The 12,587-nt window shown below is 49.9% G+C and carries 15 protein-coding genes; 7 read left to right on the top strand and 8 right to left on the bottom strand.

Annotated elements, in window-relative coordinates; translation table 11 throughout:
• Nucleotides 1-9: 9 nt before the first annotated feature.
• The 8 genes from atpH to DWZ40_RS20405 form a co-directional block, all read right to left on the bottom strand.
• Nucleotides 10-558, bottom strand: coding sequence for an ATP synthase F1 subunit delta (atpH, locus tag DWZ40_RS18175; RefSeq protein ID WP_118544258.1), 549 nt, complete (start codon nucleotides 556-558; stop codon nucleotides 10-12).
• Nucleotides 546-1,061, bottom strand: a complete 516-nt coding sequence (gene atpF / locus DWZ40_RS18170) for a F0F1 ATP synthase subunit B (protein WP_118544257.1) — start codon at nucleotides 1,059-1,061, stop codon at nucleotides 546-548. Before atpF ends, atpH begins: the two co-directional genes overlap by 13 nt.
• 58 nt (nucleotides 1,062-1,119) lie before the next feature.
• Entirely contained in the window at nucleotides 1,120-1,380 is a 261-nt protein-coding gene (gene atpE, locus DWZ40_RS18165) for an ATP synthase F0 subunit C (RefSeq protein ID WP_118544256.1), read from the bottom strand.
• Nucleotides 1,381-1,550: 170 nt separating this feature from the next.
• Nucleotides 1,551-2,252 (bottom strand): F0F1 ATP synthase subunit A, encoded by a 702-nt coding sequence (atpB, locus tag DWZ40_RS18160; RefSeq protein WP_118544255.1) that lies wholly within the window; start codon nucleotides 2,250-2,252, stop codon nucleotides 1,551-1,553.
• 19 nt (nucleotides 2,253-2,271) lie between these two features.
• Complete coding sequence (locus DWZ40_RS18155) at nucleotides 2,272-2,736, bottom strand: hypothetical protein (RefSeq protein WP_118544254.1); 465 nt, start codon at nucleotides 2,734-2,736, stop codon at nucleotides 2,272-2,274.
• Nucleotides 2,733-3,077 carry an AtpZ/AtpI family protein gene (locus DWZ40_RS18150; protein ID WP_118544253.1) on the bottom strand — a complete coding sequence of 115 codons (345 nt, stop codon included), beginning with the start codon at nucleotides 3,075-3,077 and terminating at the stop codon, nucleotides 2,733-2,735. The genes DWZ40_RS18155 and DWZ40_RS18150 overlap by 4 nt, the downstream gene beginning before the upstream one ends.
• Nucleotides 3,078-3,427: 350 nt before the next feature.
• The gene (locus tag DWZ40_RS18145) at nucleotides 3,428-4,615 is read right to left on the bottom strand and encodes an NADP-dependent malic enzyme (RefSeq protein WP_118544252.1); all 1,188 of its coding nucleotides are present in this window, start codon (nucleotides 4,613-4,615) and stop codon (nucleotides 3,428-3,430) included.
• A gap of 36 nt (nucleotides 4,616-4,651) precedes the next feature.
• Complete coding sequence (locus DWZ40_RS20405; protein WP_279220685.1) at nucleotides 4,652-4,786, bottom strand: hypothetical protein; 135 nt, start codon at nucleotides 4,784-4,786, stop codon at nucleotides 4,652-4,654.
• A gap of 226 nt (nucleotides 4,787-5,012) precedes the next feature.
• On the opposite strand from DWZ40_RS20405, the gene DWZ40_RS18140 reads away from it, so the two are divergent.
• From DWZ40_RS18140 to DWZ40_RS18110, 7 genes are all read left to right on the top strand, one after another.
• Entirely contained in the window at nucleotides 5,013-5,342 is a 330-nt protein-coding gene (locus tag DWZ40_RS18140) for a cupin domain-containing protein (protein ID WP_177303823.1), read from the top strand.
• A 382-nt stretch (nucleotides 5,343-5,724) separates the two neighbouring features.
• On the top strand, nucleotides 5,725-7,557 hold the full coding sequence (locus tag DWZ40_RS18135; protein ID WP_118544251.1) for an NAD(P)-binding protein: 1,833 nt from the start codon (nucleotides 5,725-5,727) through the stop codon (nucleotides 7,555-7,557).
• Complete coding sequence (locus tag DWZ40_RS18130) at nucleotides 7,551-9,278, top strand: [FeFe] hydrogenase, group A (protein WP_118544250.1); 1,728 nt, start codon at nucleotides 7,551-7,553, stop codon at nucleotides 9,276-9,278. Before DWZ40_RS18135 ends, DWZ40_RS18130 begins: the two co-directional genes overlap by 7 nt.
• Before the next feature lie 217 nt (nucleotides 9,279-9,495).
• Nucleotides 9,496-10,479 carry a DUF6017 domain-containing protein gene (locus DWZ40_RS18125; RefSeq protein ID WP_002569163.1) on the top strand — a complete coding sequence of 328 codons (984 nt, stop codon included), beginning with the start codon at nucleotides 9,496-9,498 and terminating at the stop codon, nucleotides 10,477-10,479.
• 23 nt (nucleotides 10,480-10,502) lie between these two features.
• Nucleotides 10,503-10,724: a DUF5348 domain-containing protein gene (locus tag DWZ40_RS18120; RefSeq protein WP_002569164.1), complete on the top strand. Its 222-nt coding sequence runs from the start codon at nucleotides 10,503-10,505 to the stop codon at nucleotides 10,722-10,724.
• A gap of 41 nt (nucleotides 10,725-10,765) precedes the next feature.
• On the top strand, nucleotides 10,766-11,242 hold the full coding sequence (locus DWZ40_RS18115; RefSeq protein ID WP_002569165.1) for a PcfB family protein: 477 nt from the start codon (nucleotides 10,766-10,768) through the stop codon (nucleotides 11,240-11,242).
• On the top strand, nucleotides 11,239-12,587 hold a 1,349-nt coding region (locus DWZ40_RS18110; protein ID WP_182431787.1), incomplete at its 3' end, for a type IV secretory system conjugative DNA transfer family protein. The genes DWZ40_RS18115 and DWZ40_RS18110, both read left to right, overlap by 4 nt.

The following is a 12,587-nucleotide window of genomic DNA, read 5'->3' as shown; positions in this document are numbered from 1 at the left end:
TCCGGCTTATTATGCCAGCTGAAGCGCGGATAACTCCTTCTTCAGCCCGTAAAGCCTTGTCTTAATACTGCTGTCCACCACGCGGTCACCGATGCGGATGACCATGCCTCCAAGGAGGGATGCATCCACATCGTAGTGCATTTCAAACTGCACATAGCCGGTTGTATCAAGCAGTCTTTTTTCCAAAGCGGTCTTCTGCTCATCGGAAAGCGCAACTGCGCTGGTCACATAAGCAGCTCCGATCTTTTTGAATTCTTTCACCCTCTGGATGAAATATTCCAGAATCGAGATCATCTCGTTCTGTCTGTCTTTCTCAACAATGATGCTCAAGAAGCCCATCAGCTCCTCCGCAATCTTTCCGGAAAAGACCTGATGTAATAAGGTAACCTTTTCTTCTTTTACGATCTGCGGATTTCCGAGAACGGAAAAGAGTTCCGGGTTGTCCTGTAAAATGGGGAGCAGGGCACTGGTCTCTTCGTAGAGCGTGTCCATGATCTCTTTTTCCATGGCTGTCTCAAACAATGCATCACCGTACACCTTTGAAACTAGCTTTGCCATGTATGTTCACCCATTTCCTTCAAAGTCTCATCAATCAAAGCATCCTGAATCTTTACATCGATGGAGTTTCCAACCACCTTCTCTGCCATGTAAGCAGCGATGTCTACGATCTCCTGCTTCATGTCATCGAGGGCTTTCTTCTTCTCCAGCTCGACCTCGCGGTTTGCCCGCTCAATGATTCTGGCTGCTTCGGCCTTGGCTTCATCGAGCATTTCCTCCTCACGGGCTTTGGCTTTACGCCGTGCAGTCTCCAGAATGCTCTCAGCTTCTTTGTTCACGTCTTTTAATTTTGCCTCGTACTCCGCCTTCATGGACTCTGCAGAAGCTTTGTCTTCCGCAGCAGAAGCCAGTTCTCCGGCAATCTTCTGTTTTCTCTTTTCCAGCACATCGCGCACCGGATTGAAAAGCAGATAGGACAATGCAAAGAATAAAATGAAGATATTGATACCGGTCAGCACTGCGTCATGCAGAAGCTGCGGATCAAATCCGATCAATCTGTCCAAGTCTTACGCCTCCTTTCGTTCGTTACTGTTCGCTACGCTCTCCGTAACGTTTCTGTTCTTATGCGCCGAACGGCTTAACGAACATCAGGATGATAGCAACAACCAGACCGTACAGACCGGTGGTCTCTGCTACTGCCTGACCAAGAAGCATGGTGGAAGTGATATCGGATTTTGCACCCGGGTTACGGCCTACTGCTGCTGCACCGTGACCAGCTGCGATACCCTGTCCTACACCAGGTCCGATACCGGCGATCATTGCCAGACCAGCGCCGATTGCGGAACAACCAAAGATAAAGTCCTGTCCTGAGATACCATTCATAGTTAAGTCCTCCTAAAATAAATTAATTGTGTCAATCCATGCCACCTCGATTCCGCTTCGCTTCATCTCGGTGTCGGGCTGCGCCCTATTCATCTGAATGTCCTCGTTCCGGCTTTGGAATGCAAGCATTCCGCGCCTGCACAAGTCCATCCATCTGAGCATGGCTTGGCTTATTCCATTTTGTCGTTGATGTATACCATGGTCAGCATACAGAATACGTATGTCTGGATCGCACCGGAGAATACATCACAGTAAACATGAAGTGCCGCCGGAATACCGATATTGGTAAAGATCGGCATCATGCCATACCATAATCCCATAATGATCACGCCTGACAGCAGGTTTGCGAACAGACGCAGGGAAATGGAAATCGGGTTCGCGATCTCACCGATTAAGTTGATCGGGAATAAGATCGGTGTTGGCTCAAACAGGCTGGTAAAATGTCTTACGCCCCTGTTCTTGATGCCCTGGTAGTTTACAATAAAGAACGTAAACATACCAAGCAGGAAAGTAACGCCATAATCTGCAGTCGGAGCACGCAGTCCCAGCAGACCGCTTAAGTTACAGAAGAGGATAAATACAAAGATCGTTCCGATGTAGTTGATGAAACGTCTTGCATTGCCTCCCAGAATTCCTGCAGTCATGCCCTGCAGTGCCTCGTACGCCATCTCCAGCACATTCTGAAACGTTCCGGGCTGGTCCGTTGCCTTTTTCAAGGTCCGGTTTGCCAGTACCGCAAGAATCAAAATCAGCGCGGTGATGATCCACATGCCTATGGTCGTTGTTGTGATCCAAAAATCCTGACCGAACAACTGGTATTTTAATACCCCGTGTATCATAAAGTCAGGCTCATTGGAAATCAGCATTCCCATTCACGGTTCCTCCTTTCTCTCATGATATCCCCGGACGGTCTTGCTCCGTGCTTTCTGCCTGGACAGAAGGCTCAGGATCTTTTCCACCGGAAATTCTGTGAATCAGTGGCTGCAGGTATGCACCTGCTTTCATGCCCATAGCGCCGATGACCGCTGCCAGAAGATCGATCTTAAGCACTTTCCAGCAGATCAGAAGTGCTGCCACAAACACAAGCTTGCGCAGCATGCTCTGCGCAACGGTATATTTGTTCGCATAGTTCTCACTTCCGCTGTCGAGTACCCGCTCGGTCGTCACCGCCATATGGATCAGCATGCAGATCGCTCCTGCTGCTCCTGCAATCAGTCCCAGGACTACCGGAATAACCGGATAGGAAACCTTGGGAAGAAGCAAAAACGAAAGAACGATCAGGACCAGATTGTAAAAAATAATCCCGGCCGACATCTCCGCAAGCAGCCGCTTTGTTGACTTACTCAGCCATCTCATTGTGATCTGCCTCCTTTGCTGTCTGACCTTGCACTTGCACCCGTAATACGGCTTGGCTGTTTCGGTTTGCTGATTCCACTGCGCTGCTGTCCGGCCTGCTGCTCACATCTTAGACGTTCGTCCTCTTTTTGCTCCTGCAAAAGAGTATTCTTCGCCATAATCCAGCCACAGCGTCCGCCAGCCAACACCCCAAGGATCAGCATTGGTACCATGAGCTTCGTCCCAAAATGGGAATCCACCAGATAACCTGTATAAATGCACAGGAGGATTGGAGTCAGTACGCTAAGGCCAAGCTGTGTTACCATGGCAAGACTACGGAATACGCTTTTCTTATAATGCACCAACGCTCACCTCTTTCTGCATTTTTGCATGTACTACATATTATAACCAAACTTTTTGGTTTTGTCCATTATGAATAGATGTTTCGTTTAAAAATGGTGAATCTTGCACATTGCAAACATTTCTGTCTTTTTTTTATCGAACATTTTCACAAAAACAACCGATAAAAATTGTCAAATTTGCCACTTAAAACCACATTTATACCAAAAAAGCCGTCACACTCTGAAAATGTGACGGTTTTAACAGATTCTTTGCAGAAGAAATTTCTTCTTATCTTATATAGCACTTATGAGATCTTTTGGATTCTCATTTTTTCGTGATTTTTATTTCGTACGGATGAAGTTCCAAACCATTACTTTATCTCTTCATACGGAACCCGGTTGATGCCCTCTTCCACAGCAGCCTTTGCTACTGCATTCGCTACTGCCAGGGCAACTCTCTTGTCAAAGGAAGACGGAATCACATATTCTGCATTCAGTTCCTCCTCCGGAATGACGGAAGCAATCGCATGCGCTGCCGCGATTTTCATCTTCTCGGTAATGTCTTTCGCACGTACTGCAAGAACGCCCTTGAAGAGTCCCGGGAATACCAGCACATTGTTGATCTGGTTCGGATAATCAGAACGTCCGGTACCAACTACGGCTGCACCGCCTGCTTTTGCCTCATCCGGCATGATCTCCGGAACCGGGTTTGCCATGGCAAATACAATACCGTGGTTCATGGTAGCTACCATTTCTCTGGTTACCAGATTCGGTCTGGACACACCAACAAAGATATCAGAGCCTTTTAAGGCATCAGCAAGTGTTCCATGCTCTTTATTCTTGTTGCTGATATGGGAGATTTCTTCCTGACCAGAATTTAAGTTTGCATCGCCCTCACAGATAATGCCGTGGATGTCACACATGATAATATTTCCAAAGCCCATTGCAATCAGTTGCTTACCAATTGCCACACCAGCAGCACCAGCGCCATTGATGACAACACGGAGCTCGCCCATCTTCTTGCCGGTTACTTTCACTGCATTCAGAAGTGCAGCACCTACTACGATAGCAGTACCGTGCTGGTCATCGTGGAAGACCGGAATGTCACAGCGCTCTTTCAGCTTTTTCTCAATCTCAAAACAACGCGGAGCTGCAATATCCTCCAGGTTGATGCCGCCAAAGCTCTTGGAGATCAGGGCAATGGTATTGACGATGGTGTCCACATCCTTGGAATCCACGCACAGCGGAAATGCGTCTACATCTGCAAATGTTTTAAAGAGTGCGCACTTTCCCTCCATAACCGGCATACCAGCAGACGGTCCGATATCGCCAAGTCCCAGCACTGCGGTTCCGTCTGTGATGACAGCAACCAGATTGCCTTTACGGGTATAATCGTAAGCCTTGTCCTCATCCTCTGCGATCAGCAGGCACGGCTCTGCCACGCCCGGGGTGTAGGCGATGGACAGCTCCTCCGGAGTTGTAACCTTCGCACGGGAAATGACCTCAATTTTTCCCTTCCATTCTTTGTGTTTTTCAATTGCAAGCTGCTTCTTATCCACCAGTTTGTCCTCCTGTGTTTGTTAAATTTTCTACATTCACATCAATTTTTCCAAAACAGCTGTTAACTTTCTGTCAAAATCTGGCATTGCCGTTCCCGCATGCGCCTGATCGCGTAACGGCGCCGATGGATCTGCTGTTTCGGTTTTCTGATGCGTTACAGCTGATTTCATTCTAATACAAAGTAGAAAAGGCGTCAACCTGACAGAAAGGAATGTTTTCCTCACTGCTCATATATCGCACAAACAACAAATTTTGCACCATAGCTTCTATTTCAACATTTTGTTGCCTGGACAACGGATTTTCTTTGCTATTGCGTTTATAATAGAGTCATATGTAACTGCTAGCATAAAACAGTTACGGGCAGATTTTATCCAACATTCAAGGAGGTTTATCATCATGAGCTTTATCAAAAATATCGACAAGTCCCAGGTTCTCACATTAAAAGATGAGGTTTCCTACCAGAAAGGTCAGGTCGTCAGCAAGACCCTCGCCCAGAACGATGCCTTAAGCGTTACCCTCTTCGCGTTCGACAAGGACGAGGAGATCAGCACCCACGAATCCGGCGGTGACGCGTTCGTGACCTGCTTAGACGGCGTTGGCCGCATCACCATCGACGGCAAAGCATATGAACTGCACGAAGGGGAATCCATCATTATGCCGGCAAAGCATCCGCATGCCGTGTATGGACAGGAGCAGTTTAAGATGCTGCTGGTTGTGGTATTTTAGTTGTTGAGAAAAAAAGATTCAACTGGAAACAAAACAAGACTTGCCCAAACAAGCGGTCCTATTGTATACTTGGTCTCAGCTGCGGTCATTTCAAGGACCGCGCAGTGCGGCTGTCTTGCCGGATAATATGAGAAAAAGTTTTAAGTTTATAAGATACCCAGAAGGGAGTCGCATGAAAGGTCCAAAGACCCGGAATGCGGCTTCCTTTGTTTTATTTCTGACAAACTTTTAGAAAACCTAAAAAATTTTTAGTTTTCGCTTGCCTTTTTCTCTGGCACTCTGTATACTTAGAGGCAGTTGTATTTGAGAAACATCATCATTTTGTACAATAACGTGGCAATCAAGCGCATGGCCACCTAACAAAAAGGGAGGAACACCTACTATGAGTCGTTTGGAAATCACCAGTCCCAACCAGGCTCAGCTCATGATCGAGGAGCTGTACAAAGACCTGGAACGCCGAATCGAATCCAGTCCGCCAGGTCTCTGCCCGGTTGACATGACCAGAGCCTTTGTGGAAATGTGCCACACCCACACCTGCGGCAAATGTGTCCCATGCCGTGTCGGCCTGTGGCAGTTAAAGAACCTGCTCACCGATGTTATGAACGGGGAAGCCACCATGGAAACCTTAAAGCTCATGGAGGAACTGTCCCAGAGTATTATGAACGGTGCTGACTGTGCCATTGGCTACGAAGCTGCCCATACGGTATACCGAAGCTTAAAAGAATGCCGTGAGGACTATGAGGAACACGTTCATCAGGGTCGCTGTACCTGCAACTACACGCAGCCGGTTCCGTGCGTTTCCCTTTGCCCGGCACATGTGGATATCCCAGGCTATGTTTCCCTGGTACGCGAAGGCCGCTACGCCGATGCCATCCGTCTGATCCGCAAGGACAATCCATTTCCGACCACCTGCGGCTTCATCTGTGAGCATCCATGTGAGGCCCGCTGCCGCAGAAACATCATTGACGATGCCGTCAACATCCGCGGATTGAAACGCTTTGCAGCAGATTATGCCGGCAAAGTTCCTCCGCCAGCCTGTGCTGCTTCCACCGGCAAAAAGATCGCCATCATCGGCGGCGGCCCGGGCGGCTTAAGCGCAGCTTATTATCTGCAGCTCATGGGACATCAGACCACCGTTTTTGAAATGCTCCCGAAACTGGGCGGCATGCTCCGCTACGGCATCCCGAACTACCGTCTGCCAAAGGAGCGTCTCGATGACGATATCAACGCCATTCTGGAGACTGGTGTGAAAGTCGAGTACGGAAAACGGATCGGTACTGACATTACAATTCAGGAACTGCGCAAGGAATATGATGCCGTGCTCATCACCATCGGCGCAAGCACAGATAAAAAGCTTGGCATTGAAGGAGAATCTGCAGAAGGTGTCATCTCCGCAGTCCGCTTCCTGCGTGATGTCGGAAAGAACTTAAATCCAGATCTGAGCGGACAGGAGGTTGCTGTCATTGGCGGCGGCAACGTTTCCATGGATGCAGTCCGAACAGCAAAACGTCTCGGCGCAAAGAAGGTTTCTATCCTCTACCGGCGCCGTGTAGCTGATATGACTGCACTTCCAGGCGAGATTGAAGGCGCTGTTGCCGAGGGCATTGAAGTAAAAACCCTGATGGCTCCGGCCCGGATCGATGTCGATGAAAACAACCATGTGCGCGGTGTCTATGTCACCCCGCAGATGATCAGCAAGATCAAAGGCGGCAGAGCCAGTGTGCATGCGACCGGCGAGCCGGATATCTTTGTTCCGTGCCAGACCCTGATCGTGGCGATCGGACAGGATATCGAATTCCAGCACTTCGAGGAAGCCGGTCTTCCGGTCAACCGCGGCAAGATCCAGACAGAGCGCTACGGCGGTTTCGACAATATGCCTGGCGTATTTGCAGGCGGTGACTGCGCGTCCGGTCCGGCATCCGTCATCAAAGCCATTGCCGCTGCCAAGGTCGTTGCGGCAAATATCGACGAATACCTTGGTTTCCGTCACACGATCAGCTGCGATGTTGTACTTCCGGAGCCTGATCTGCGTGACCGCATTCCATGTGGCCGTGTCAATATGACCGAGCGCGAGGCCTGTGAGCGCGTCTGCGATTTCGAAGGCGTGGAAAACTGCATGACCGAAGCAGAAGCAAGACAGGAAGCAAGCCGCTGCCTCGGCTGCGATCACTTCGGCTATGGAATCTTCAAAGGAGGTCGTGAAAACAGATGGTAAATTTAAAGATCGATCATAACGAAATCTCGGTTCCGGAGGGAACCACCATTATGGAAGCGGCTGCCCTTGCAGGAATCGACATTCCAAAGCTCTGCTATTTAAAAGATATCAACGAGATTGCGGCTTGCCGCGTATGTCTCGTGGAGGTTGTCGGAAAAGAGAAGCTGGTAACCTCCTGCAACAATAAAGTGCAGGAGGGACTGGAGATCCTGACAAACAGTCCGCGGGTCCGTGTGGCAAGAAAACAGAATGTACAGCTCATTCTCTCCCAGCACGACTTTAAGTGCGCAACCTGTGTCCGCAGCGGCAACTGTACCCTGCAGACGCTTTCAAACGACTTAAACATCATCGACCTTCCGTTTAAAGAGCGTGTAGAACATGCTCCATGGGATAAGAATTTCCCGCTCATCCGCGACACGGAAAAGTGCATCAAGTGCATGCGCTGCATCCAGGTCTGCGATAAAGTGCAGGGACTGGGTATCTGGGATGTGACCAGTACCGGTTCCAGAACCACCGTCAATGTCAAAGGCAACCGCAAGATCACCGATGCAGACTGTGCCCTCTGCGGCCAGTGCATCACCCACTGTCCGGTGGGCGCCCTGCGCGAGCGCGATGACACCGAAAAAGTATGGGATGCCATTGCAGATGAAAAGAAAACCGTTGTAGTCCAGATTGCTCCCGCGGTCCGCACTGCATGGGGCGAAGCCATGGGAATGAAACGCGAAGACGCTACCGTCGGCAAGATTTTAGATGCCTGGAAGCGCATGGGCGCGGACTACGTGTTCGATACCTCCTTCTCCGCCGACTTAACGATCATGGAAGAAGCAACCGAATTTCTGGAACGGTTCCAGAGCGGTTCCTTAAACAACCGGCCGATGTTCACCTCCTGCTGTCCGGGCTGGCTGCGTTTTGTAAAAACCCAGTTCCCGGAGATGGTTTCGCAGCTTTCGACCGCGAAATCCCCGCAGCAGATGTTTGGTGCTGTCATGAAGACCTACTTCGCCCAGTCCATCGGCGTGGACCCGGAAAATATTGTGACCGTATCCGTTATGCCCTGCATTGCAAAAAAAGCAGAGGCAGACATGGATTTCTACTATAAAGAATACGCAGGGAAAGACGTGGACATTGTGCTGACCACACGAGAGTTCACACGCATGCTCCGCGAAACCCACATCCGGCCGGAAGTGCTGACTGACCGAAAGCCAGACAGCCTCATGCAGGAGTGGACCGGTGCCGGCGTCATCTTCGGCGCAACCGGCGGTGTCATGGAGGCGGCACTTCGAACCGCTTACCATGCCCTGTCCGGCAAAAATCCGGACCCGGATTTCTTTGATGACATCCGTACCGTCAATGAGGACTATGCACTCACAGAAGCAAACCTCGACTTTAACGGAACCACGGTCCGCACCGCCATTGTCAGTGGCCTCGGCAACACAAGAAAACTCCTCGAGGCGATTCGGCGCGGCGATGTATCTTATGACTTCGTAGAAGTCATGGCCTGCCCCGGCGGCTGTGTCGGCGGCGGCGGACAGCCGATCTGTGACGGCAAAGAACTTGCAGGTGTGCGCGGTGAAAACCTGCACTTTCTCGACAAGAACAGTAAGATCCGGTTCTCCCATGAGAATCAGGACGTGGCAAAGCTGACGTTAGATAACGATACTTTTGAAAACACTGGAAAATCAAGGTTTTTCGAGCGACGGACAAGCAGGGTATTGTACTAAAAACTGAATACGACGCAGAAGCGGCGTTTCTTACTCTCTACATGGGAGAACAGGAACGCCGCTTTTTTATGCCCTTTGTTACGCAGTAGGGGCAGAAAAAGCCTTGCTACAAGCGATTTTGCGGGCGCGTATCTGGCGCGGCAAGGGATTTATACCTTATCCCCCGAAACCGCGCTTCTACTGCGTAACAAATCCACAGCAAAAGGAGTGATTTACTATGGCAGTTTTCAGAGTGGAACGGAACAAGGGCTACACCGTAATGAGCAACCACCACCTACGCAACAAGGAGCTTTCCTTAAAGGCAAAAGGGCTGTTGTCGCAAATGCTGTCACTCCCCGAAGATTGGGACTACACCTTGAAAGGCTTATCCCTTATCAACCGGGAGAAGATAGACGCTATCCGCGAAGCCATTAAGGAGCTTGAACGCGCCGGGTATATCGTTCGGTCAAGGGAGCGCGACGAGAAAGGACGCTTGCGGGGCGCGGACTATGTGATATTCGAGCAGCCGCAGCCGCCTACGCCGGATTTACCTACATTGGAAAATCCAACATTGGATAATCCAACGCAGGAAAAACCAACATTGGAAAAACCTACGTTGGAAAATCCAACGCAATTAAATAAAGATATACAAAGAACTGACTTACCAAAAAAAGAAAAATCAAATACAGATTTATCAAGTACCCATTCCATTCCTATCCTTTCCCCTAACCCCTCTCCTTGCAGAGAAGCGGCTACGCCGCCGGAACGGAAAGGAACGGAAGCGGCAGCACAGAGCGCAGTTGATATATACCGGGAAATCATCAAGGACAATATCGACTACCACATTCTCAAACAGGACATGAAGTTTGACGGGGACAGGCTGGACGAGATTGTAGACCTCATGCTTGAAACCGTATGCACCGCCAGAAAGCGGGTACGGATTGCGGGGGACGACTACCCGGCAGAGCTTGTGAAATCTAAGTTTATGAAACTGGACGGCGAGCATATCCGCTTTGTGCTTGACTGTATGCGGGAGAACACAACGAAAATCCGCAACATCAAGCAATATCTGAAAGCAGCCCTTTTCAACGCCCCGTCCACTATCGGCAATTATTACACTTCCCTTGTCGCCCATGACATGGCAAGCGGCGCACTGTCACCGAAGAAGCCGCAGTACGGCGACCCGGACTATTATTCATTCAAACCGGGCGAAAGCCTGTAAAACAACAAAAGGAGGATTTTATTATGGCACAGAAAATGACAGGAGCATTGGTATTTGACGAGCGCACCGACCGTTACGACATTCGCTTTGACTTAAACAGCTACTACGGGGGCTTGCATTGCGGTGAGTGCTTTGACGTATTCGTGCGGGGCAAGTGGAAGCCGACCCGGATTGAGTACGGCGACAACTGGTATCTTGTGGGTATCAGAGCCGAGGACTTGAACGGGCTGCGGGTGCGTATCTGACCGCCGCCCCATAAAGAAACGCGAAAGGAGGACGCGAGGAATTGCAGGACGAAGTAAACGAAAAGACCATAGCCCTTTACATCAAGACCGGGAAGCTGACCGCCCAGACGCTCCAAAAGGCAATGAAAGCCATACTGTCAAAGGGCAAAAAGCAGCTTGCAAAACCGCCACAGGGAAAGCAGAGCTTAAAGCAGCTTATGAAGCAGAACGCGGGCGTTTCCAACATTGAGATTACCGAGGGCAATATCAAAGCCTTTGAGAGTACGGCGAAAAAGTACGGTATCGACTTTGCGCTGAAAAAGGACGCAACGGAAAGCCCGCCCCGCTATCTGGTTTTTTTCAAGGGGCGGGACGCGGACGTGCTGACCGCAGCCTTTAAGGAGTTTTCCGCAAAGAAGCTGACACAGGAGAAAAAGCCCTCTATCCGAAAGCTGCTCTCTACGCTCAAAGAAGCCGCACAGGGCAAGAACGCGGAACGGGCAAAGGTCAAGAACAAGGACAGGGAGGTATCGCTATGAAGCCGGAAATCAAGAAGCTGCTTATCCTAAATCTCCCGTATCTGCTCTTTGTCTGGCTCTTTGATAAAGTGGGCGCGGCTGTCCGTCTATCCCCCGGCGCGGACGCAAGCGCAAAGCTGCTACATCTTGGGGACGGTTTTACCACCGCCTTTTCCAGTATCGCGCCGAGCTTCCACCCGGCAGACTTACTTATCGGCATTGCGGGGGCGGTCATTGTCCGGCTGATTATCTACACCAAAGGCAAGAACGCGAAGAAATACCGCCGCGGGACAGAATACGGTTCGGCGCGTTGGGGCGGGGCTGACGACATAAAGCCGTACACAGACCCGGTATTTGAGAACAATATCCCCTTAACGCAGACGGAACGGCTCACCATGAACAGCCGCCCGAAGCAGCCGAAATACGCAAGAAACAAAAATATTCTTGTAATCGGCGGTTCCGGCAGCGGCAAGACCCGGTTCTTTGTGAAACCGTCGCTCATGCAATGTACGTCAAAGGATTTTCCAACGTCGTATATCGTCACTGACCCGAAAGGAACACTGATTTTGGAAACCGGGAAAATGTTGCAGCGGTACAAATACCGTATCAAAGTGCTAAATACGATTAACTTCAAAAAATCCATGAAATACAATCCCTTTGCCTATCTGCGGAGCGAAAAGGACATTTTGAAATTAGTCAATACCATTATCGCCAACACCAAAGGCGACGGGGAAAAATCCGGCGAGGATTTCTGGGTGAAAGCGGAAAAGCTCTACTACACCGCACTAATCGGCTATATCTGGTATGAAGCCCCAGAGGACGAGAAGAACTTCACGACGCTGCTTGAAATGATAAATGCGTCGGAAGCCCGCGAGGACGACGAGGATTTCCAGAACCCGGTTGACCTCATGTTTGAACGTCTGGAAGAAAAAGACCCGGAACATTTTGCAGTCAAGCAGTACAAAAAATACAAACTGGCGGCGGGTGTTGTATGCTCTAAAAGACTTCTTAATCAAGCGGTTGGGAAGTCTCTTAGAACACACAACCTAAAACCGAAGAAAAGAGCGCAAGTTATGAGAAAAAACGAGAAAATCACTGCTCTGTACGAACGACTGAGCCGTGATGACTTTGGCAAAGATGATGACCAGCAGCGTGAGAGCAACTCCATATCCAATCAAAAAGCAATGTTGGAGGACTTCGCCGCACGGCAGGGCTTTACAAACATTGTCCATTTCACGGACGATGGCATTAGTGGTACTTGTTTTGACCGTCCCGGATTTTTGGCAATGATGAAAGAAGTGGAAGCCGGGAATGTGGAGTACCTTTGTATCAAGGACATGAGCCGCATGGGTCGTGACTATCTGAA

This window comes from Clostridium sp. AF32-12BH (genome assembly GCF_003477935.1).
Taxonomy (GTDB): domain Bacteria; phylum Bacillota; class Clostridia; order Lachnospirales; family Lachnospiraceae; genus Brotaphodocola.
This window is presented reverse-complemented; position numbering and strand designations above follow the sequence as displayed.

What these genes read in the sequence shown, in the direction of transcription:
- DWZ40_RS18125 (WP_002569163.1), top strand. Translation starts at nt 9,496, where the DNA reads ATGGCAGTTTTCAGAGTGGAACGGAACAAGGGCTACACCGTAATGAGC.
- DWZ40_RS18140 (WP_177303823.1), top strand. Translation starts at nt 5,013, where the DNA reads ATGAGCTTTATCAAAAATATCGACAAGTCCCAGGTTCTCACATTAAAA.
- atpB (WP_118544255.1), bottom strand. Translation starts at nt 2,252, where the DNA reads ATGGGAATGCTGATTTCCAATGAGCCTGACTTTATGATACACGGGGTA.
- DWZ40_RS18120 (WP_002569164.1), top strand. Translation starts at nt 10,503, where the DNA reads ATGGCACAGAAAATGACAGGAGCATTGGTATTTGACGAGCGCACCGAC.
- atpE (WP_118544256.1), bottom strand. Translation starts at nt 1,380, where the DNA reads ATGAATGGTATCTCAGGACAGGACTTTATCTTTGGTTGTTCCGCAATC.
- DWZ40_RS18155 (WP_118544254.1), bottom strand. Translation starts at nt 2,736, where the DNA reads ATGAGATGGCTGAGTAAGTCAACAAAGCGGCTGCTTGCGGAGATGTCG.
- DWZ40_RS18130 (WP_118544250.1), top strand. Translation starts at nt 7,551, where the DNA reads ATGGTAAATTTAAAGATCGATCATAACGAAATCTCGGTTCCGGAGGGA.
- atpH (WP_118544258.1), bottom strand. Translation starts at nt 558, where the DNA reads ATGGCAAAGCTAGTTTCAAAGGTGTACGGTGATGCATTGTTTGAGACA.
- DWZ40_RS20405 (WP_279220685.1), bottom strand. Translation starts at nt 4,786, where the DNA reads ATGAAATCAGCTGTAACGCATCAGAAAACCGAAACAGCAGATCCATCG.
- DWZ40_RS18135 (WP_118544251.1), top strand. Translation starts at nt 5,725, where the DNA reads ATGAGTCGTTTGGAAATCACCAGTCCCAACCAGGCTCAGCTCATGATC.